The sequence below is a fragment of the Kribbella sindirgiensis genome, from assembly GCF_004331435.1.
Classification (GTDB): domain Bacteria; phylum Actinomycetota; class Actinomycetes; order Propionibacteriales; family Kribbellaceae; genus Kribbella; species Kribbella sindirgiensis.
This window is the reverse complement of record NZ_SJKA01000023.1, coordinates 71,308-93,161: the sequence shown is the minus strand read 5'-3', so window position 1 is coordinate 93,161 and position 21,854 is coordinate 71,308. Positions and strand designations below refer to the sequence as shown.

Below are 21,854 nucleotides of genomic sequence, written 5' to 3'. Positions count from 1 at the left end.
AACAACCTCATACGCCACCCCGGGCCACCTCCACAGTCCGCCGCGCCAGCTCGTCGATCGCGATCTGGTTCATCCCCGGGAGGCTTGTGGCCACCCGATTGTCCAGTGGTGCAGACCACTCTGCCGGAACCCCCCGCGTCGCGCCAAAAACCGCGCCCACCGTGGCACCGGCCGAGTCGGTGTCCCAGCCGCCCATCACCGCCCGGCCGATCGCCGTGGTGAAGTCCGGAGCGGTCAGCGCGTAGGCGGTGAGTGCCGTGTTGTTCACCGCGTGCACCCAATGCAGGTCGCCGTACTCCGCATGCAGGGCATCGAGCGCGTCGTCCAGCTCGGCGTCGGCGAGGGACAGACCGAAACGGACCGCGCGGGCGATCGCGCCCTGACCGTTGATCACGTCCAGGCCGGCGACCGCGGCCTTGACCGGGTCGTCGAGGACCAGAGCGGCGGCCGACATACCGGCGACCCAGAGCGCACCGTCGACACCGGCGCCGGTGTGGCTGAGCCGGGCGTCGACGAGCGCGAGCCGCGCCGCCGCGGTCCGGTCACCAGGGTGTGCCCAGCCGTAGGCGTCGGTCCGGATCTGGGCGCCGATCCATTCCCGGAAGGGGTTCCCGACGACGGCCGCGCGGGCCGGCTCGACGCCTTCCAGAAGGTTGCGGTAGGCAACACGTTCGGCGGTGAACACGCGGCCGGCCGGCAGGTCGCCGAGCCAGCTCTGCGCCACGTCGTCCGTGGTCAGCGCCGGCCCGAACCGCTCCATCATCAGCAGCGCCAGAATGGCGAAGTTGATGTCGTCGTCCTCGGGCATCCCGTCGATGACCTCGCGCAGGCTGTTCACCTTCGAACGCCGGTTCCACGGCCAGCGCTGCTGCACCTCGTCCGGTACGCCCACGGCCGTGATGTACCGCGTCAACGGCCACTGCCCGGAGCTCGCCAGGATCTCCCGGATCCCCTCGCGCGGGATCTTCTCCACCGGCTTGCCGAGCAGGTTCCCGGCCATCCGCCCAAGCCACGCGTTCAGCGTCCGGGCCTCGAGATCGACCGGTGCACCCAGCGACGGCAACTCCGGAATCGCCGGTTCACGCCACTCCCCTGTCCTGGCGTCGAGCACGTCGAGCAGCTCGCGAGCAAGGGCACGCAGCGCGGGCGTCGCCGGCTCGTCGGAGGCACCGGACACCGGCGCGTCCGTCGTACCGCCGGCGGCCAGCCAGCGGGCCTGGACGTCGGTGACGTCCACCCCTTCCGACCGTGCCTGGACCAGTTGGTGCGGGAGGAGGTCCTCCGGCTGCACCCAGGTCATTCTCATCGGGCTGCTTCCTTCCCTTGTTGCACCAGGCGAAACGCGCACCTGGATCGTTCTCTCAACAGCAGTTGATACTCCGTGGCATGGTCACCCGCCGCAGCTTTCTGACCGCCACGGGCGCTGCCGCCGCCCTCGCCCTGACCGGCAACCTCCCTGATCTCGTCGATGCAGTAGGGATATCGCATCGCACCGACAAAAGGCCGCTGTTCACCCTCGGCGTCGCCTCGGGCGATCCGCTGCCGGACGCTGTGGTGATCTGGACCCGGCTCGCACCCGGTCCGCTCGAACCGTTCGGCGGGATGGACGACCGCACGGTGAAGGTCGAGTGGGAGGTCGCCGAGGACGAGATGTTCCGCAGAGTGGTACGTCGCGGCACGGCGCACGCCCGTCCGGAGTACGCCCACACGGTGCACGTCGACGTACGAGGGCTGCGTCCGTGGCGGCACTACTTCTACCGTTTCCGCGCCGCCGGTCAGATCAGTCCGATCGGCCGTACGCGGACCGCGCCCGCGCCGTCCGACGAGCCGGCCGTGACGCTGGCGGTCGCGTCCTGCCAGGCCTTCTACGACGGGTTCTACACGGCGTACCAGGACGTCGTACGACGCGAACACGATGTCGTGCTGTTCCTCGGCGACTACATCTACGAGGTCGGCGTCGGACCGACGGCGGGCGTCCGGAACCAGGCTGTCCCGGTCGACTTCGCCGGCGAGATCTCCACGCTCGACGAGTACCGGGCCCGGTACGCGCTGCACAAGACCGACCCGGACCTGCTGGCCGCGCACGCGGCGGCGCCGTGGATCGTCACGCTCGACGACCACGAGGTCGAAGGCAACTGGGCGGGGTACGTGTCCGAGGACGGCCTGCCGCACGACGACTTCCTGGTCCGCCGGGCCAACGGGTTCCGCGCGTACTGGGAACACATGCCGCTGCGTCTCGACCAGTCCCCCGACGGCCCGTCGATCCGCTTGCACCGGCATCTCCGCTACGGCCGAACCGCCGACCTGAGCGTCCTGGACACGCGGCAGTTCCGCGACGACCAGACCTCGACCGGTGGGTGGCTGCCGCCGGATGAGGTGTCCACCGACCCGGCCCGCACGATCACCGGCGACGCGCAGGAACGCTGGCTCCTGGACACGCTCGGCCGGTCGACCAGCCGCTGGAACGTCGTCGCCCAACAGGTCGCGATGGCCCAGCTCGACCGCAAGACCGGCCCGGAGCTCGAGCTCCCGATGGACACCTGGAACGGGTACGCCGCATCCCGCGACCGCGTGCTGTCCGGCGTCCGCGACCAGGGCGTGCGGAACTTCGTCGTACTGACCGGAGACCTGCACCGTAGTGTCGCCTCCGACCTGCGGGTGAACTTCGCGGACCCGTCCACTCCGGCGATCGGGAGCGAGTTCGTCACTACGTCGATCTCGTCCGGCAAGGACGGTGTCGACGCCGACGCGACCGGACGCGCGCTGCTCGCGGAGAACCCGCACGTCAAGTACCAGAACGTCCAGCGCGGCTACCTCAGCTGTCGCCTCGACCGCAGCGCGTGGACGTCCGAGTTCCGCATCGTCGACCGCGTCGTCACGCCCGGTGGCACGGCGTCCACCCGCGCCACCCTGGTCGTCGAGGACGGCCACCCCGGAACCCACCTCGCCTGAACGGACCCGACCATGCTCCGACGCTTGGCCCTCGCCGCCGTCCCGCTGACCCTTCTCGTCCCCGCCGTTGCAGTTGCTACCGGCAACCATGTCGAGATCAGCGCCACACCGCAACCGGTCGAGGTCGTCCCACTGCCGTGCTTCCCGGCCGGCAAGGTGATGCTCGGCATGACCAACACCGGCCGCAAACCGACCATCGCCGACATGCGCGTGTCCGGCGACTCCGCCCTCACACTGTCCCGACACCAGTTCTCCAGCTACCTGCCCGTCGACCAACTGGTGAAGGCCCCGCTCGAGATCACCGTCCCGCGCGGCACCGCACCCGCGACCCACACCGTCGACCTGACCGTCGGCAAGGAACGCCTCGAGGTGCCGGTCGTCATCAAGCCCGTCCCGGCCCGCGACAACCTGCTGCTCGGCGAGCAGGCCGTGGCGTCGTCCACCAACGGCAACATGCGGCTGTGCGGCGGCGTCGACGGCAACGCCGACTCGGCACAGTGGGGCGCCAGCGGCTGGCACGACAACACCAAGGGCGTCTTCCCCGACACGTACGGCGTCGACTTCGTCCAAACCACAACGATCGGCCGCGTCGTACTGCAGACCCTCGACTCGACCACCTATCCCGCCGCGGTGATGGGCATCCGCGACTTCGACGCCCAGGTCCGCACCGGCAGCACGTGGACGACCGTCGGTGCGATCCGCGGCAACGTCCAAGGTCGCGTAACCGTCACCTTCGCACCGCTTGCTGTCGATGCCCTCCGCTTGGTCATCCGCGACTCCAACGACCACGGCTACTCGCGGATCGTAGAGTTGGAGGGGTATAGCAGTTGACATTCAGACCAGCGCGTCCAACGCGGCCGCCCGCCGGGCCCACCGCTCGGCGTCGGCGGCCCGGATGTCCTGCGCGACCGACGCCATCACCCGGCCGGGCTGCACCAGGTCGGTCTTGCTCGCCTCGGCGATCCGGTCGGCCCACTCCGCCGGTACGCCGCCGCGTCCGCTCAACGCACCGGTGATCGCGCCGGCCATCGACGCGATCGAGTCGGCGTCGCGGCCGTAGTTCGTGCCGCCCAGAACTGCCCGGCGTACATCTCCCTCGGAGACGAGCACGAAGCCGAGCGCGACCGGGAGCTCCTCGATGGCCTTGGTACGGCTCGGGCGGCGGGCGTCCATCGACAGCTCGCGGTAGTTCGGACCAACGGTGTCGTAGGGCTCGATCGCCTTGCGCAGCACGGGAATCGCCTGTTCCCAATCGGTCACGCCGTCGGCTGCTTCGGCGACTGCCTCGACGGCCCTCCGAGTGCCGTCCTTGGCCAGTCGCAGTCCCGCTTCGACCGCCGACGAGGCCGTTGCCCCCGGCACCATCGCCGCCGCGACGGCGGCCGCGAACACCGCGGCCGCCTCCCGCCCGTAGCTCGACTGGTGCGCACCGGCGACGTCCAGCGCCTCGGCGTACGCGCCCTCGGGATCGCCCGCGTTGGCGATCCCGACCGGCGCCATGTACATCGCCGCGCCGCAGTTCACGATGTTGCCGACGCCGGCCTCCCGCGGATCGACGTGCCCGTAGTGCAGGCGGGCGACCAGCCACTTCTCGGCCAGGAACACCCGCTGCAGCAGCAACGCGTCCGCCTCGAGCTCGGGGACCCAGCGGGTCCCCTCGATCATCTTCGGCACCAGCGACTCGGCGACCGCGTAGGCGTCCAGGTGCGACCGGCGCTCGTCGTACACCTCGACCAGCGCGTGCGTCATCAAGGTGTCGTCGGTGATGTGCCCGTCGCCCTTGTGGTACGGCGCGATCGGGCGCGCCGTCCGCCAGTCGTCGTACCACGGGCCGACGATGCCGGTCACCCAGCCGCCGTGCCGCTCCCGGATCGCCTCCGGGGTCCAGCCCTCGACGGCCCCACCGATCGCGTCACCGACCGCGGAGCCGACGAGAGCGCCGACCGCCTTCTCTTCCAACTGGGTCATCAGTTGTTGACCTGGCCCCATCCGTCACTCAGTTTCTTGCCCAGCGCCGCGGTGTCCAGCTTGTTCGCCAGGTACTGCTGGAACGCCGGCGTCGCGATCTGGTCCTTCCACTGCGGGTAGTTCTCCACGCTCTGGAACGGCGCCTTGGTGAGCTCGGCGCCGCTGGCCAGGATCTGCTGCCAGCCGTTCTTGCCGCCGGTCGCCTTCTGGACCGCGTCCCGGGCCGCCTGCGTGGTCGGGATCAGCCAGTCGCCCTGACCGACCGCGGCCAGGTTCTCGGCCTTCATGAAGTAGTCGATGAACTTCGCCGACTGCTCGATGTGCTTGCCCTCGGCCGGTACCGACAGCGTCTGCGGGTTCGCGGCCTGCTTGGTGGTCGTGCCCTTCAGCGGCGGCAGCACCTCCCACTGGAGCGTCTTCGGCGCCTCCTCCAGGATCTGCTGCGCGACGTAGTTGCCCGCCACAACCATGCCGTACTTGCCCGCGTAGAACCCGGGCAGTACGTCGGAACCGCTCTGCGTCAGCGACGTCGGGTCGATCGACTTGTCGTCGTACGCCATCGCGTGGATCCGCTTCGGCACCTCGAGCTCGGGATCGCCGATGGTCGCCTTCGCGTCCTTGCCGGAGCCGTCGAAGAACTTCGCGTCGAAGTTCACACCGAGGTTCAGCATCGTCGCGGTCGGGCTCTTCAGGCCCCAGCCGAGACCGTACTTGCCGCCCGTGGTCAGCTTCTTCGCGTCCGCGGCCAGGTCGTCCCAGCTCAGCGAGTCACCGGTCGCCGTGATCCCGGCCGTCTTGAGCGCCGCCGAGTTCGCGAACACGACGTACGACTGCAGCAGGGTCGGGGCGGCGTAAACCTTGCCGTCCTTGGAGACCGTGTCCCAGACACCCTGGCTCACGGCGTCCTTGGTTTCCTGGCTCAGGTACGGCGAGAGGTCCGCGAGGTAGCCCTGGTTGATGAAACCGGTGATGTCCGCGGACTCGTCGTGGATGATGTCCGGCGCGGTCCCGCCCTGGAACTGGGTCACGAGCTGGTCGTGCACCGAGTCCCAGCTGCCCTGGACGTACTCGACCTGGATGTTCGGGTTGGCGGCGTTCCAGTCCGCGACGATCTTCTTGGTCGCGGCGACGGTCGTCTTCTGGAACGCGAGGCTCTGGAACTTCAGCGTCACCTTCTCGTTCGACGACCCCGAACCACTGTCGTCGCTGTTGCCCCCGCACGCGGCGAGCGTCACCAGCGCTCCCGCCGCGAGCAACGCGGTCACTACCTTCTTCATTACTTCTCCTAACCTTTGACTGCGCCGCTGAGCAGGCCGGACGTCAACCGGCGCTGCAGGAAGGCGAAGAACACGAGACTGGGGACTGTGGCCAGCACGGAGGCGGCGGCGAGCGGGCCGAACTGCACCTGGCCCTCGGCACCGACGAAGCGGGCGAGGACCAGCGGAAGGGTCTTGAGCTCCGGGTCCTGGAGCAGGACCAGGGCGAAGAAGAACTCGTTCCACGCCGAGATGAAGGTGAACATCGCGGTCGCGATCAGCCCCGGCCGGAGCAGCGGCATCACGATCGAGACGATCGTGCGGATCCGCCCGGCGCCGTCGACGGAGGCCGCTTCCTCCAGTTCGCGCGGCACCGCGGCGACGTACCCCTGCAGCATCCACAGGGCGAACGGGAGCGACCAGACCATGTAGACGATCACGACGCCGGGGATCGTGTTCGTCAGGTGCAGCGGACGCAGGATCATGAACAGCGGGATCACGATCAGGATCACCGGGAACACCTGGCTGACCAGGATCCAGCCGTTCGTCAGCGGCCGCAGCCGGCTCCGGAAACGGGCCAGCGCGTACGACACCGGGAGCGCCACGATCAGCACCAGGATCGTGCTGTAGATCGAGATCTGCAGACTGTTGCCGAGACCGCGGACCAGGCCCTGCTCGTTCAGCGCGTCGCTGTAGTTGGACACGTCGAAGTGCTTCGGCAGCAGGCTCGGCGTGATACTCGCGAACTCCTGCGGCGACTTCAGCGAGCTCGAGATCAGCCACAGCAGCGGGAAGCCGAGAAAGACCAGGTACACGACGACAGCGACGTACTGGAGGGCGCGGACGCCGGGCTTCGTCCTCATGCTTCACTCCGCAGGCGGTTGCGCAGGTAGAAGAAGAGGAACGCGATGATGATGACCACCATCACGTCACCCATCGCCGCGGCCATCCCGAAGTTGCCGTAGCGGAACGCCTCGTTGTAGGCGAACAGCATCGGCAGCATCGTCTTGCCGCCCGGGCCGCCGGCGGTCAGGACGTAGACCAGACCGAACGAGTTGAAGTTCCAGATCATGTCCAGGCTGGTGATCGCGACGATCACGGTGCGCAGCTGCGGGAGCGTGATGTTCCAGAACTGGCTCCAGGTGCTCGCGCCGTCGACCGCGGCCGCCTCGTAGAGCGTGCGGTCGATCCCCTGCAGGCCGGCCAGCAGGGTGATCGTCGTCATCGGCATACCGACCCAGATCCCCACCACGATCACGGCCGGGAGCGCCGTACCGAAGTCGCCGAGGAAGTTGATCGGGTGGTCGGTGAGGTGCAGTTTCTGCAGGACCTCGTTGACCGGGCCGTTGGTCGGGTGCAGCAGCAGGCGCCACATGATCGCGACCACGACCGGCGGCATCGCCCACGGAATCAGGGCGAGCGTGCGGGCGACGCCGCGGAACTTGAGGTTCGTGTTCAGCAGCAACGCGAGGCCGAGCGCGGCGACGAACTGCAGGATCGTGACCGACAGGGTCCAGATCACGCCGATCCGGAACGAGTCCCAGAACAGGTTGTTCTGCAGGAGCTTGCCGAAGTTGTCGAAGCCGACGAAGTTGGTCTCGACGCGCAGCCCGGCGCGGGCGTCGGTGAAACCGAGCGCGATCCCGCGGATCAGCGGGTAGACGCTCAGGATCAGCACCGGCAGCAGCGCGGGCAGGAAGAGCAGGATCGCCTCGCGATTCGCCTTCGGCCGCCCGCCCTTCTTCTTCGCCGGCGCCGGCGCCGTGAGGGTAGCCGTCACGGGGTGGACCTCCTGATACTCAGCGACGGCTGTACGACGATCCGCCGCGGGGCCCGTTCGTTGTCCTCGATCCTTGCCAGCAGCAACTCAGCCGCCCGGCGGCCACGTTCGGCCGACCCCAGGTTCACACTCGTCAACGGCGGAAAACTCTGCTCGGCCAGCTCACTGTCGTCCATCCCCACCACCGCCACATCCGCCGGCACCTCGAGCCCCGCAGCCGCCAACTCGTGCATCACCCCAACGGCAAGCAGATCGTTCGCCGCAATCACCGCATCCGGACGGCCCCTTACGTCCGAAGAAGTGGCGACACGTACTCGCACTTCTTCGGACGTCAGCGAGTTGAGCAGCGCGGGGGCAGCGGCTCGGCCGGCTGCGAACGTGAAGTCGTCGGCCTCGGCGACGGCGGCCGGCCGCAGATCGTGCGCTCGCAGCGCCTCCGCGAAACCCTTGGCCCGCGCGGCACCGGGCACAGTGTCGGCGGGGCCGTTCAGGAAGGCGATGCGTCGGCGGCCTTTCGCGACCAGGTGGTCGACGGCCAGCAGCATCCCCTTCGGCGAATTCGCCCGTACGGTGTCGACGCCCGCCTTCGCCGGGACGTTACCGGCGACCACCACCGGCACCTCGCACTCGCGGATCGACTTCACCAGGTCCTCGTCGACGCGGAGCGGGCTGATCAGCAAGCCGTCGGCGTACCCGCGCGCCATCCCCCGAACCAGCGCGACCTCGTCGACCACGTCCGGCCCAGTGGTCGTCACGACCAGCCGGTACCCGGCCGCGGACACGACTTCCTCGACCGCCCGCATCATCGTCACGTACACCGGGTTACCGACGTCCGCGACCGCCAGCGTCAGCTGGAACGTCCGCCCGACCTTCAGCGACCGCGCCCGCGCGTCCGGCACGTAGCCGAGCTCGTCGACCGCCCGCTGGACCCGCTCGACCATCTCCTCGGTGGCCGGCAGCCCGTTCAGCACGCGCGACACCGACGCCACCGAGACCCCGGCCGCCCGGGCCACCCCAGCGATCGTCGGACGACTCACGCCGACCTCCTGTAATCGTTCTTGTAATCGTTTACAAGCCCGACATTAAACCGCCGCACAAACACCGTCAACACCAACTACCCTCCGACCCCGCCCCGCAACCGGACCGTGACCCGCCCCGACCGGGCCGGGGTTAGGCGCGGTAGTGGAGCCAGGCGTCGGCCATGCGTTGGGACTGGCCGGGGGTGAACTGGGTGTAGCAGGAGTCGTACGAGTAGTCCATGTAGTTGTGGATCGGGTCGAGGCCGGGCGCCGTGCAGGTGTCCTTGCCGGCCGGGCATCCGGACGTCGCCGTCTTCTCCTTCGGGGTGTCGTCGACGAAGTCACCCTTCGCGTTGCAGCCGCCGAAGAACGTGTGTTCGAGGTTCAGCCAGTGCCCGACCTCGTGGGTGGACGTCTCGCCCTGGTCGTAGCGGCCGGCGTACGTGGTCGACGTACCCAGGAACGACTCCCAGTCGATGACGGCGCCGTCGAGGTACGCCTGACCGGGCTTCGTCACGATCTCCGGCAGGTACGCCCAGCCGAGATAGTCGCCGGCGGTCGTCGAGTACAGGTTCAGGTCGCCCGGTCCCCCGGTGTGCAGGGCCTGCTTCATGCTGTGCTCGCCGGTACCGCCCGGATTCGCGTAGAACCAGGTCGCATTGTCGGTCCGCGTCACACCGGCCAACTTGAAGCGGAACCCGGTGTTCGCACCACCTTCGCCGCCCGCGTAGGTGTTGTTCAGTACGGCGATCTGCGCGACGATCTGGCTCGTCGTCAACGCGCCGATCGCGCCGTCGGTGACCACGTGGAAGTACACCGGCACGGTCACGCCGAAACCGGGCTTCGCCTTGTTCTTCGCCGACGCCGGCAGATCCTTCGCGACCTGTCCGAGGTCCGGTTCGCGCGGCCCACCCCGCGACTGGACGACGCTGTCCTCGGAGACACAGGCGTCAGCCGCACTCGACGCCTGGCTCTGCGTCCCGCTCAGTCCGGCACCCACCAACGCCGCCACCGCGGCCATCCGCGCTGCCCTGTTCAACTTCATGACCGCCCCCTGCCAGAACCAGTCCCCCAGGCATTCCGACTCTAAGCACGACGGCCGTACGACGGAAGGGCTACTCGTCGTCCTCGTCGGCGCCGGGGCGTTCGGCCCAGGGGGTTTCTTTGGCCGGGCGGACGACGATGAGTTTGTCGCCGGCGGCCAGGACCGAGACGTTCGAGTCGTAGTAGCGGTGCACCTTGCCGTCGCGGACCACCGACACGACCCGGTCCGGTACGGCGGACGGTGGCTTGCCGACCTCGCGGCCGAGGACCGGGCGCTCGGCGACCTCGAGCCCCTCGCCGTACGTGAGGAGGTCCTCCATCACCTCGCCGAGGTTCGGGCTGACCGCGGACAGGCCGAGCAGCCGGCCGACCGCCTCCGACGAGGTGACGACGGCGTCCGCGCCGCTCTGCCGAAGCAGCGGCACGTTGTCCTCCTCGCGAACCGCGACCACGACATGCGCGTTCGCGTTCAGCTGCCGCACCGCCAGCGTCACCAGGACCGCCGAGTCGTCCCGGTCGGTCGTCACGATCACCTCGCGCGCGGTCATCACCTCGGCGCGCCGCAGCACCGTCCGGTTCGTCGCGTCGCCGTGGAACGCGGCCATCTGGTCGTTGCCCGCGTCACCGATCGCCTGGGCCCGCGGGTCGATCACGACGATGCTGTCCCGCTTCACCCCGTTGCTGATCAGGGTCTGCACGGCAGCGCGGCCCTTGGTGCCGTAGCCGACGACGATGGTGTGGTCCTTCATCCGTTTCCTCCAGCGCGTGTCGCGCATGATCCGGCGACCCTCGTTGGCCAGCACTTCCAGTGTCGTACCGACCAGAACCACCAGGAACGAGATCCGCAGCGGAGTGACGATGAAGGCGTTCACCAGCCGGGCGGTGGGTGTCACCGGCGTGATGTCGCCGTACCCGGTCGTGGTGAGCGTGACAGTCGCGTAGTAGATGCTGTCGATCAGGTCGACGCTGCCGTCGTAACTGTCCTTGTACCCGTCACGGTCGACCACCACGATCAGCACCATCAACGTCAGCAGCCCCAGCGCGATCAGAAATCGGCTGAAGAGCTGAAAGAGCGGCGAGCGCGTGCTCGCGGGCAGGTTGACCAGCAGACCGTGTGGGTTCCGACCGGTGGGAAGGGGTGGCACGCGTATGACGATATTGCACAGGCAGCCGATCCACCGCATGTGACAGGCTCCGGTCGGACAGTGCGACACTCACCATCAGACTGTCGCCGTCCCGAACCACCCTGGACCGCATCCGCAAACGCTCCAAGGTCCGGAGCATCGCGTGGTTCTCCGGCTGCACCATGCAGACCACCCGGTCCGCCCCGAGCGCGCGGGCCTCCTGCACGACCTGACGCAGCAGCCGCAGCCCGAGTCCCTGTCCCTGCCAGCCGTCCTCGACCAGTACGGCGACCTCCATCGTCGTACTGCCCAGCTCCTCCCACGGCGCCGCCGTGGCCATCCCGATCACGGCATCGTCGACACAGGCAACGATCGACACGCCCCCGGCCGGAGCGGACAGGTGCCGTGCGGTGCGGGAGGTGAGCTTCGGCATCGGCACGTGGTACCGCCGGGTGCGGCTCTCGTACGAGCACCGCTCGTGCATCGCGACGACGGCGCCGGCGTCCTCGACGGTCGCGGTCCGCAGCTCGGGTACGCCGCCGTTCCCGGGCCGCGGACCCTCCGGCGTGTCGAGCCGCTCGGCCAGCCGGCCGGCGATCTCGACCAGCACGTCCGCACGGGCCCATTCGGCCGGCGTGTACTCGTCGAACCCCTGCAACGTGCCCAGCTCGTCGTCGACCGACACCGGGTCGTCGATCAGCCGCAGTACGGCGCGCAGGTACCGCGTCGGCGCGTCATGGAGTACGTCGGCCTGGCACGGGCGGACCGTCGTACGGACACACCCGGCCTCCGCGACCAGCGCGGTCAGGTCGTCGGCGGTCCAGCCGACACCGGTCGAGACGACCAGCTCGTCGACCGCGCCCGTCTCGGAGGTGAAGACCTCCAGGTGAAGGATGTTGATGTCGTCCGCACCACACCGTGCAGCGAGTTCGGCCAGCGCACCGGGCCGGTCGGCGAGTTCGGTCCTGATCTTCCAGAGCATGCGGACGCCCTCCCTCGTGGAAACGTCTCTCCACTCTGCGTGCCGCCTGTTGCCCGGCCGGGTCCGGAATGTTACGCCCGCGTCAACGTTTCCGGCGGACCTTGGGCATCCGCTGTCGGCGCGCCGCCAGGACGACGGCCGGCTCGCGCTTGTCGAGGTCCGCGTGCCGCAGCAGCTCGGGATAGCTGCTCTGCGGTACGGCGGGGTACGTCGTCACGATCGCGTCGCCGGAGAACACGAAGAAGATCGCCTGACCGTCCTTGATCACCTTCAGCAGGGACCCCTCGCGCACGGTCAGCGCGTGCTCGACGGCCTTCCGCCGCGCGACCCGCTTCGCCCAGGCGGCCTGCACCGCCTGCTGCGCGGGCTCTCGGCCGTGCCGGACCGCCTCCACGACGAGCGGCCCGTACCGCACGCCGTACTTGACCAGATTCTTGGCCAACTTGCCGTTCGGTTTCCCCGCGGTCGCCATACGTCGAGCGTACTGACTGCACCGGGTCGACTGACTGCACCGCGTCGGCATGCGGTGGCGCGGTCGGTCAGGCACCATGGAGGCCGTGAGTACCCCGAACCCGCGCCGGCCGATCCTGCCCGGTAACAAGCTGTTCGAGTCGCTGCCCGGTGCCGCCGATCCGGCCACCGTGACCGAGGCCGCGCACCGGACCGCCGAACTGCTGGTCCGCGGGGTGCGCAAGTCCGAGGACACCGACGTGCATGCGCGGGTGGTGAAGCTCGCCGACGAGTACGGTCTCGACGAGCTCGCCGAACTGTGGTCCGACTCCCCCGCGGACTCGCTGCCGGGGGCGCTCTGGCGGCTGTACGTCCTCCGGTCCTGGGTGCACTCGAACGCCGAGGCCGTGTCCCGCGAGTTCGCCGGCGGCCGCAAGTACGCCGAGGTGCACGCGGTCGTCGCCGGAGTCGCCGAGCCACCCGGACCGGCCGAGGTGCGGGACATGGTCGACGCCGTACTCCGGGGTGTCGCGACCGGTGATTTCGCGACCACCCTGGAGCGCGCGGCCGCGTTCGCGCGGATCGTCGCAACCGGCCGGGCCCACCTCGCCGACGACGGCCACGACCAGGTGCTGTCCGCGTCGAAACTGGTCGAGACCGCCGACCAGTTGCAGACCGCGGCCCGCGCCGAACGCGCCGGAAACCTCTGGTAGTTGCGCCCGGCGCCAACCGGTGTTATGGCGTCTCGCGGCCTGGAAACCCCACAGGACAAGGGGTTTGAGCACCCGCTACACTGTTCGAGGTGTCGGGCCGGTGCAAGCCCCGGGTCCCAAATTAAGCCGCTACGAGCGGCCACGCGCCGTGAGGCGCTTCCCGGTCCGGCACCATCTTCTCCCCACGCGCGCCACGCAGGCGCTGCGGCTCAGGGTAGGGACCGGGGTAAACCCTCTATCGGTTCAGCGCGAAGGCGAGCAGACTCGGGGGGAGTTGTTGACCGGTCGACTGGGGGGCCGCTGATCAGCCGGGGAGGGCGATCGGCCATGGTGGGGACAGTTTCAGTGGTGCACGCGCAGGGTGTGGTGCGCGTGTACGGCGAAGGTGACACAGCGGTCCGTGCGTTGCACGGGGTGGACGTGGAGATCGAGGCCGGCCAACTGACGGCGGTGATGGGGCCGTCGGGGTCGGGGAAGTCGACGCTGATGCACATCCTGGCCGGGCTGGACCGGCCGACGTCGGGCTCGGTGATGATCGACGGTATCGAGATCACGACGCTGGGCGACGACGCGCTCACGAAGCTCCGCCGTCAGCACATCGGCTTCATCTTCCAGTTCTTCAACCTGCTGCCGATGCTCAGCGCGCGGGACAACATCGTGCTGCCGCTGACGATCGCCGGGGAGAAGCCGGATTCCGGGTTCTTCGACGATCTCGTCCGGCGCGTCGGCCTCGCCGACCGCCTGACGCACCGGCCGGCCGAACTGTCCGGCGGCCAGCAGCAGCGCGTCGCGATCGCCCGGGCGCTGGTGTCACGGCCGACCGTGGTGTTCGCTGACGAGCCGACCGGCAACCTCGACTCCCGGACCAGCGGCGAGATCCTGACGCTGATGCGGTCGTCGGTCGAGGAGTACGGGCAGACGACGGTGATGGTGACGCACGACGCCAAGGCGGCCGCGATGGCCGACCGGGTGCTGTACCTGGCCGACGGCGAGATCGTGAAGGAGACCGGGCGGTCCAGCCAGCACGAGATCCTGCAGATCATCGACACGATGGACCTGCAGTGATCAGGTTCGCGCTGCAGGGACTGCTCGCTCGCAAGCTCCGGACGGCGTTGACCGCGATCGGCATCGTCCTCGGCGTCTCGCTGATCTCCGGCACCTACGTCCTGACCGACTCGATCTCCAGTGCGTTCGACTCGATCTTCAGCCAGAACTACAAGAACACCGACGCCGCGATCACCGGGAAGTCCGCGTTCGACCTGTCCGAGGACGGGACCCAGACGGCGCCGCCGTTCGCGGCCGACCTGCTGCAGAAGGTCCGCGAGCTTCCGGAGGTGGGCGCCGCCGGCGGAGCCGTGAGCGGTGAGGCGCAACTGATCGGCAAGGACGGCAAGGCGATCGTTTTCGGCGGCGCGCCGAACCTCGGTTTCAGCGTCGATCCGTCGCTGCCACAGTTCAATTCGCTCACGCTGGTCAAGGGCGCCTGGCCCGCAGCCGACGAGGTGGTCATCGACACGAAGACCGCCGCCGAGAAGGGCTTCCAGGCCGGCGACACGATCGGCGTCCAGGCCCGCGGCGCGGTGGAAACGACGCGGATCTCCGGACTGGTGAGCTTCGGGGCGGTCTCGTCCATCGGCGGTGCGACCCTGGCCGGCTTCGACCTCGGTACGGCGCAACGGCTGTTCGACAAGACCGGGAAGCTGGACCAGATCCTGATCGCCGCCAAGCAGGGTGTCGACCGGCCGCAGTTGCTCGCGGCGGTCCAGAAGATCCTGCCGCCCGCGACCCAGGTCCGCAGTGCGGAGGACCAGGCCGCCGAGGACGCCGCCGGGACGAGTGCGTTCCTGAGCTTCCTGCAGACGTTCCTGCTGGTGTTCGGCGGGATCGCGTTGTTCGTCGGCTCGTTCGTGATCGCGAACTCGTTGTCGATCACGATCGCCCAGCGCACCCGCGAGTTCGCGACGTTGCGGACCCTCGGCGCCGCGCGCAAGCAGATCCTCGGCACGGTCGTGCTCGAGGCGCTGGTGACCGGCATCGTCTCGGCCGTCGCCGGGCTGTTCCTCGGGCTCGCGATCGCGACCGGGCTGTTCAAGCTGTTCGACGCGATCGGATTCACCCTGCCGAACAACGGCCTGGAGTTCCGGACGCGGACCGTCGTCGTCGCGCTCCTCGTCGGCGTGGTCGTGACCGTGCTGGCGAGTCTGCGGCCCGCCATGCGCGCCACGCGCGTACCGCCGATCGCCGCCGTCCGCGAAGGCGCGGTGTTGCCGCCCGGACGGTTCCACAGGTATCGGTCGGCCGGTGCCGTGGTGGTGGCCGTGGTGGGCGTCGGAACGATCCTGGCCGGGCTGTTCGTCGACGGTCTGGCGACCAGAACGCTGCTGATCCTGCTCGGCCTCGGCGTCCTGCTGTTGTTCATCGGCATCGCGGCGTTCTCCGCGCGGCTCGTCCGGCCGATGGCCGCCGTGTCGGATCCGGTCGCGCGCTGGTCCGTCGTCGTACTGACCGCGATCGCGTGGCCGTTCGTTCTGTTCCCGTTGTGGCTGATCCGCCGGATGTTCGGGCGTCGGGCCGAGTTCCCCGGCGTACTCCCGGATCGCCCCGCGGTGGCGCTCGGCGGGCAGAACAGCCGCCGCGACCCTCGCCGTACGGCGTCGACCGCCGCGGCGCTGATGATCGGGCTGGCGCTGGTCACGCTCGTCGCCACCCTCGGCGCCGGGATCATCAAGCCGTTCGAGGACGCGGTCGACAAGATCTCCAGCTCCGACTACGCGATCACCGCGCAGAACAACTTCAGCCCGTTGCCGCCGACGGTCGCCGCGGCGGCCGCGAAGGTGCCGTCGGTGACCGAGCTGACGAGTGTCCGCGCCGGGCAGGCGCGGGCCTTCGACAAGACGATCTCGGTCACCGCGATCGATGAGACAGCGCCCAAGCTGCTCCGGTTCGACTGGCGGTCCGGCTCGCAGGCGTCGCTGTCCGAGCTGGGCGCGGACGGCGCGATCGTCGACTCCGGGTACGCGGACGAGCACTCGCTCACCCTGGGCTCGACCTTCCGGCTGCAGACGGTGACCGGGAAGCTGCTGCAACTCACGGTGCGCGGCGTCTTCAAGCCGCCGGCGGGCGGGTCGCCGTTCGGCAACGTGACGATCTCGACCGGCACCTTCGACTCCACGACCACCCAGCCGCAGAACCTCTACAGCTTCCTGAACATCGAAGGTGGCGTGACGGCGGCCAACACCGACGCGCTGAACGCCGCCCTGGCGTCGTTCCCGAACGCCAAGGCCGTGACCATCGAGCAGTTCAAGGACAACCAGACCGACGGCATCAAGAGCTTGCTGAACGTGCTCTACGTGCTGCTGGCACTGTCGGTCCTGGTGAGCCTGTTCGGCATTGTGAACACCCTGGTCCTGACCGTCTTCGAGCGGACCCGCGAGCTCGGCATGCTGCGCGCGATCGGCCTGACCCGCGGGCAGGTGAAACGGATGATCCGGCAGGAATCGGTGATGACGGCGTTGATCGGCGCGGTGATCGGGATCGTCCTCGGCCTGGTACTGGCGTCGCTACTGGCCGCACGGCTGGACGAGATCAGCTTCACCGTCCCGGCCGGCCAACTGATCGCCTTCGCCGTCGTCTCGGTCGTCGTCGGCATCATCGCCGCCATCTGGCCGGCCCGCCGCGCCGCGAAACTGGATCCACTCCAGGCACTGCAGTATGAGTAGTTGTACCGACGATCCCTAACCCCTGGCGCTGCTAGCTTCACTGACTGTGAAGCGAATCGCCGCCCTAGCGCTCGTCGCGGTCCTGGCCGGATGTTCGACGGTTGACTCGAAGGACATCCGGACCAGCGGGATCACCGCCAACTACGTCGTCACGCTGCCCGAAACCGCGGACGCCGCGCGCGTGAGCGCGTCGTACCGGGTCGGCACGCTCACCTTCGTCGAGCTCGGCGACGGCGAGTCGGTCACGTCGTCCGGTGGCGGTAAGGACGTCACGCTCAAGCATCACCGCTCCGCGGGAGTCACCGACTACGACGGGCAGCTGGACGGTGTGGTCGACGCGGGGACCGAGATCACGTTCAATCTCACCCGCGGGAAGGACGACGACTCTGCTCCGCGATCGACGGTCAAGCTCCCCGATCGCGTACGACTGACCGCTCCCCTGGCCGGTACGACGTACTCCCGCCGCGCCGCGATCCCGATCCGCTTCGGCCCCCAGCCCTCCGACGAGCCGTCGATTCTCACCTGGGCCGGCGACTGCATCCAATCCGGCACCCTCGAGCTGGAGCCGGCCCGCACGTCGGCCACCATCCCCGCCGGCTCGATCCGCCCAACCACGACAACACCAACCCCCGGCATCAAGCCACCCACAACCTGCCCCATAGACATAACCCTCACCCACCGCACCGAAGGCACCCTCGACAAAGCCTTCAAAGACGGCCACATCACCGCGGAGAGCCAGTCGGTACGTCGGATCACCTCCGCCCCGTAGCTGTCTGGTAACCGGTGGGCCGCTTGTCGGCTACCTTCGCGAGGACGTGGGTATTCCTGTGGGAGACAGCCTCAGGAGCGTTCCGCCCATTGACCCCTCCGGAAGGACACACCCCCTCATGCGCCGCCTTCCCCGCGCGCTTCTCCCGTGCGCGCTGATCGCCGGACTGCTGCTTCCGGCCGTCCCGGCCGCTGCCGCACGTGGTGACTTCGACATCCAGGCCCATCGCGGTGGGCTCGGTCTGACCGTGGAGAGCACGATCGCGTCGTTCTCGCACGGTCTCGAGCTCGGCGTCAGCACGCTGGAGCTCGACGTCCAGATCACCCAGGACGGGTACGCCGTGGTGACCCACGACCGCAAGGTCACGGGCAGCAAGTGCCGCGACACCGCGCCGTACACGCCGGGCGACCCGGAATACCCGTACGTCGGCAAGTTCATCAACACGTTGTCGCTGAAGCAGGTGAAGCAGCTCGACTGCGGCTCGCAGACGCTGCCGAACTTCCCCGGCCAGCAGCCCGACCCGGGTGCCCGGATGCCTGAGCTGCGGGACGTGTTCGCGCTCGTGCACCGTTTCCACGCGTACGGCGTGAAGCTGAACATCGAGACCAAGGTCGAGGCCGGTGCGCCGTCGGAGACCGCGCCGCGCGAGCAGTTCGTCCAGGTGGTCGCCCAGGAGATCCGCCGGGCGAACATCGCCCGGCAGGTGACGATCCAGAGCTTCGACTGGGGTTCGCTGATGCGGATGCGCCAGGTGATGCCGCGGCTGCCGCTGGTCGCGCTGACGAACTACGACTTCCTGCAGGTCGGCCAGCCGGGCAAGTCGCCGTGGCTGGGCGGTCTCGACATCGACGACTTCGGCGGTGACCTGGTCAAGGCGACCAAGTCGTTCGGTGCGGCCGCGATCTCGCCGGTGCACGGTTTCCCGCAGGACGGGAAGGTCACCGACCCGACGTACAGGCCGTACGTCACCGCGGACATGGTGAAGTCGGCGCACGCGGCCGGGATGAAGGTGATCCCGTGGACCGTGGACGACCCGGCGACGATGCAGTCGCTGATCGACAAGGGCGTCGACGGGATCATCAGCGACTACCCGGACCGGGTGCGGGACGTCGCACGCACCAACCACTTCAAGCTGCCGAAGTCGTACGACGCACCGGCCGTCCGGGCGCTGCCGTCGGCGCACGCGCACAACGACTACGACCACCGTCGGCCACTGCAGGACGCACTGGACCGTGGGTTCAACAGTGTCGAGGCGGACGTGTGGCTGATCGACGGTGAGCTCCGTGTCGCTCACGACCTGGAGGACGCGAAGCCCGGCCGCACGCTGGAGAGCCTGTACCTGAAGCCGCTGGCGGACCGGGTCCGCGAGAACCACGGTCAGGTGTACAAGCGCGGTGGCGGGTTCCAGTTGCTGATCGACATCAAGAGCGACGGACCGTCGACGTACGCCGCAGTCGACAAGGCGCTGGCGAAGTACCGCGGGATCAGCACGATCTTCGTCGATGGACGGGTGCTGAAGGGTGCTGTCACCTCGGTGATCAGCGGCAACCGCCCGCTGGACGACATGAAGGCGCAGAAGCTCCGCTACGCCGGGTACGACGGCCGCCTCGCCGACCTGCAGTCGGGGATGCCGGCGTCCCTGATGCCGCTCGTCAGCGACAACTGGACGAACGTCTTCACCTGGCAGGGCGTCGGCCCCATGCCCGAGGCCGAGAAGACCAAGCTGCACGACCTTGTGGTCACCGCGCACCACGCCGGCTACAAGGTCCGCTTCTGGGCGACTCCCGACGTACCGGGCGCCGCCCGCGAGGCCCTGTGGCGTGAACTCGTCGCCGCGAACGTCGACTACATCAACACCGACGACTTGCACGGCCTTGAGGACTTCCTCAGAAGCTAACGGGCTCTCCTGAGCGCGCTCACGGGTAGCCACAGTCCGCCGGAAACGGCAGCTCGACAGTACGTATACGTCTATTACCCCGCTACCCCGGACCGGGCGGCAGACAGCATCGCCGGCCAGTGGACGTATACGTTCTGTCGACCTTGCACAAACCCGCATCACAACCGCCCAATCCCCAACCCCCGCCGCACCCACGCCCGAAGTCCGTAACACCGGCGGGGCGACCGGGACGACCAGCCCAGCCGGGACGATGATCCCAACCGGGGCCGACCACCCCAGCCGGGGCGAGCGAGGCGATCAGGGACGCCCACGAGTCGGCGCGATCCCGGAAAAGGGCAGGCGTTCCGCGCACCCGGCGTCCGAGCAGCGCCGCCACGAGAACCGGGTTATCCGGCTCTCTTGTTCGATGTGTGGGTGAATTGTGGGGCCGTGGGACAGGTTCTGGTGGGCTCACACCTGGTATTCGTTGTCCGCAGCACCCAGAAGGTGTCTGTTCCCCCGGCCGACACCCCGACAAGTGGCTGACCGCGCTCTCGGGCAGCCACAGTCAGTCAAGTCCGCGGGAAACTGCAGCTCATACCGGCAGGACGACTCGTCTGTCGGCGGCGCTCTCATTCTGGTCGAGCCGCAGCCCGGCAGCGCCCACGCCCAATGCCCGGGGCCAGTACCGCCGGCGGGGCGACCGCGACGATCGACCCCAGCCGCGCAACCACCCCGGTGAGGCGACCAGTCCGGTGAGGCGACCGATCCGGTGGGCGACCAGTCCGGGTGGGGTGATTGGTGCGGTGGGTGATTGGGGACTCTGGCTGGTCGTTTCCGGTGGGTAGTAGTCCCCAAACCTGGCCACCTCGGCCACCCCGGTCATACCGGCCCGTAGATCCAACGCAGGACCCGTCGTCTGCTTGACAGGTACCGACAGGCCCACGGGGCGAGGGCGACCGAGCGGACGCCCTGCGGCGGACGCCCTGCGGGGCCGGCGGCGGGGCTGGCGGCGGGACCGGCGGTGGGGCGTGAGGATGGGTGCTGGTGGCTGGGGACAGGTAATACCGGGTTCCGTCCCACGACTAGCTGCTGCACGAGGCCGGAGCGGGCTGGACACGCGCACCCACACGTCGGACAGCCGGTTAAGGCTTGATCTCCGTGAGGGCGACCACGTCGTCGCCCTCACGGAATGCCTTCCGCTGTTTGATCGCACCGTTGCCGTCGCGCAGCGCCCGTTCGACGCCGTCGCACACCAGCTCGACCGCGTCCAGCATCTGCAGCGCAGGCTCGACGTACCGCACCAGCTGCCCGATCACGTCGGCGATCGGCATCGCCTCCGCGCTCAGGACGTCAAGGCCTCGCGCGGTGAGCCCGTCCCGGGCGGCCAGCCAGTACGCGGCCCGCAGTACCTCAGGCTCCAGCGTCGGGCCCTTCGCCCCGTCCTCCAGCGCGGTGAGTACGACGGCGCGCACGAGGGTCGCGATCAGCACCGACTCGTCCACCGTGAGCGGGATGTCACTGACGCGCACCTCCACCGTCGGCAGGTGCGACGACGGCCGGATGTCCCAGTACACCATCTGCTCGTCGATCAACGTGCCGGCGGCCAGATGCATGGCGACCAGCGCGTCGTAGTGCTCGGCCGACTCCAGGTACGGCGGCGGACCGGCGCTCGGCCAGCGCGTCGTCATCAACCAACGCCAGCTGGCGAACCCGGAGTCCTGGCCAAGGTAGATCGGCGAGTTGGCACTGAGAGCGAGCAGGACAGGCAGCCACGGGCGCAGGTAGTTGCTGGCCTTGATGGCGGCCTCCCTGTCCGGCACCCCCACGTGGACGTGACAGCCGCAGACGCCTTGCTCTCGCGCCAGTAGACCCCACTCACGGACCAGCTGCTGGTACCGCGGCTTCCTGGTGATCGACTGCGCGGCCCGTCCGTGTGGAGGCACTGCGATCGCCAGGAGCCGGGCGCCTTCGTCTGCCGCGGCGGCGGCCAGTTGGGAGCGCATCCGGAGCAGGTGGCCGCGGAGCTCGTCGGCCGTCGTACAGACCGGCGAGTTGATCTCCACCATCGCCCTGGTCAGCTCCAGCGCGACGTCCAGTTCTCCCACGTCCGCGACCACAGCCGTGCTCCGTGGCAGCGGGTCACCGGTCGCTGACACCAGGAGTAGCTCTTCCTCCACTCCGAAGGACGGAAGCTTCATC

The 21,854-nt window shown here is 68.9% G+C and carries 18 protein-coding genes; 7 read left to right on the top strand and 11 right to left on the bottom strand.

The window, feature by feature from the left end; translation table 11 throughout:
- Positions 1–7 precede the first annotated feature (7 nt).
- Entirely contained in the window at positions 8–1,306 is a 1,299-nt protein-coding gene (locus E0H50_RS38370; protein WP_131296062.1) for an ADP-ribosylglycohydrolase family protein, read from the bottom strand.
- An 80-nt stretch (positions 1,307–1,386) separates the two neighbouring features.
- On the opposite strand from E0H50_RS38370, the gene E0H50_RS38365 reads away from it, so the two are divergent.
- Both E0H50_RS38365 and E0H50_RS38360 read left to right on the top strand, forming a co-directional pair.
- Positions 1,387–2,952 (top strand): alkaline phosphatase D family protein, encoded by a 1,566-nt coding sequence (locus E0H50_RS38365; protein ID WP_131296061.1) that lies wholly within the window; start codon positions 1,387–1,389, stop codon positions 2,950–2,952.
- Between the two features lie 12 nt (positions 2,953–2,964).
- Positions 2,965–3,783 carry a discoidin domain-containing protein gene (locus E0H50_RS38360; RefSeq protein ID WP_131296060.1) on the top strand — a complete coding sequence of 273 codons (819 nt, stop codon included), beginning with the start codon at positions 2,965–2,967 and terminating at the stop codon, positions 3,781–3,783.
- A gap of 3 nt (positions 3,784–3,786) precedes the next feature.
- Here E0H50_RS38360 and E0H50_RS38355 read toward each other — a convergent pair whose 3' ends face one another.
- The 9 genes from E0H50_RS38355 to E0H50_RS38315 all read right to left on the bottom strand — a co-directional run bounded on the left by E0H50_RS38355 (position 3,787) and on the right by E0H50_RS38315 (position 12,597).
- Entirely contained in the window at positions 3,787–4,920 is a 1,134-nt protein-coding gene (locus E0H50_RS38355; RefSeq protein WP_131296059.1) for an ADP-ribosylglycohydrolase family protein, read from the bottom strand.
- Entirely contained in the window at positions 4,920–6,197 is a 1,278-nt protein-coding gene (locus E0H50_RS38350) for an ABC transporter substrate-binding protein (RefSeq protein WP_131296058.1), read from the bottom strand. The genes E0H50_RS38355 and E0H50_RS38350 overlap by 1 nt, the downstream gene beginning before the upstream one ends.
- A gap of 8 nt (positions 6,198–6,205) precedes the next feature.
- Positions 6,206–7,039 (bottom strand): carbohydrate ABC transporter permease, encoded by an 834-nt coding sequence (locus E0H50_RS38345; RefSeq protein ID WP_131296057.1) that lies wholly within the window; start codon positions 7,037–7,039, stop codon positions 6,206–6,208.
- Complete coding sequence (locus E0H50_RS38340; protein ID WP_131296056.1) at positions 7,036–7,956, bottom strand: carbohydrate ABC transporter permease; 921 nt, start codon at positions 7,954–7,956, stop codon at positions 7,036–7,038. Before E0H50_RS38340 ends, E0H50_RS38345 begins: the two co-directional genes overlap by 4 nt.
- Positions 7,953–8,993: a LacI family DNA-binding transcriptional regulator gene (locus E0H50_RS38335; protein ID WP_131296055.1), complete on the bottom strand. Its 1,041-nt coding sequence runs from the start codon at positions 8,991–8,993 to the stop codon at positions 7,953–7,955. Before E0H50_RS38335 ends, E0H50_RS38340 begins: the two co-directional genes overlap by 4 nt.
- A gap of 133 nt (positions 8,994–9,126) precedes the next feature.
- A complete protein-coding gene (locus tag E0H50_RS38330; protein WP_131296054.1) occupies positions 9,127–10,020 on the bottom strand; it encodes a zinc metalloprotease in 894 nt (297 codons plus the stop codon).
- 70 nt (positions 10,021–10,090) lie between these two features.
- Positions 10,091–11,041, bottom strand: a complete 951-nt coding sequence (locus E0H50_RS38325) for a potassium channel family protein (protein ID WP_131296053.1) — start codon at positions 11,039–11,041, stop codon at positions 10,091–10,093.
- Positions 11,013–12,125, bottom strand: coding sequence for a GNAT family N-acetyltransferase (locus E0H50_RS38320; protein ID WP_131296052.1), 1,113 nt, complete (start codon positions 12,123–12,125; stop codon positions 11,013–11,015). Before E0H50_RS38320 ends, E0H50_RS38325 begins: the two co-directional genes overlap by 29 nt.
- 82 nt (positions 12,126–12,207) lie before the next feature.
- Positions 12,208–12,597: a hypothetical protein gene (locus tag E0H50_RS38315; RefSeq protein WP_238151636.1), complete on the bottom strand. Its 390-nt coding sequence runs from the start codon at positions 12,595–12,597 to the stop codon at positions 12,208–12,210.
- A gap of 85 nt (positions 12,598–12,682) precedes the next feature.
- On the opposite strand from E0H50_RS38315, the gene E0H50_RS38310 reads away from it, so the two are divergent.
- The 5 genes from E0H50_RS38310 (at position 12,683) to E0H50_RS38290 (ending at position 19,673) form a co-directional block, all read left to right on the top strand.
- Positions 12,683–13,288 (top strand): hypothetical protein, encoded by a 606-nt coding sequence (locus E0H50_RS38310; protein ID WP_131296051.1) that lies wholly within the window; start codon positions 12,683–12,685, stop codon positions 13,286–13,288.
- A gap of 348 nt (positions 13,289–13,636) precedes the next feature.
- A complete protein-coding gene (locus E0H50_RS38305) occupies positions 13,637–14,353 on the top strand; it encodes an ABC transporter ATP-binding protein (protein WP_238151635.1) in 717 nt (238 codons plus the stop codon).
- Entirely contained in the window at positions 14,350–17,007 is a 2,658-nt protein-coding gene (locus E0H50_RS38300; RefSeq protein WP_131296049.1) for an ABC transporter permease, read from the top strand. The genes E0H50_RS38305 and E0H50_RS38300 overlap by 4 nt, the downstream gene beginning before the upstream one ends.
- 46 nt (positions 17,008–17,053) lie before the next feature.
- Positions 17,054–17,776 carry a hypothetical protein gene (locus tag E0H50_RS38295; protein ID WP_131296048.1) on the top strand — a complete coding sequence of 241 codons (723 nt, stop codon included), beginning with the start codon at positions 17,054–17,056 and terminating at the stop codon, positions 17,774–17,776.
- Between the two features lie 118 nt (positions 17,777–17,894).
- Positions 17,895–19,673, top strand: a complete 1,779-nt coding sequence (locus E0H50_RS38290; RefSeq protein WP_131296047.1) for a glycerophosphodiester phosphodiesterase family protein — start codon at positions 17,895–17,897, stop codon at positions 19,671–19,673.
- A gap of 1,124 nt (positions 19,674–20,797) precedes the next feature.
- On the opposite strand, the gene E0H50_RS38285 is transcribed toward E0H50_RS38290, so the two are convergent.
- Positions 20,798–21,853 carry a carboxylate-amine ligase gene (locus E0H50_RS38285; protein ID WP_131296046.1) on the bottom strand — a complete coding sequence of 352 codons (1,056 nt, stop codon included), beginning with the start codon at positions 21,851–21,853 and terminating at the stop codon, positions 20,798–20,800.
- Between the last annotated feature and the right edge of the window lies 1 nt (position 21,854).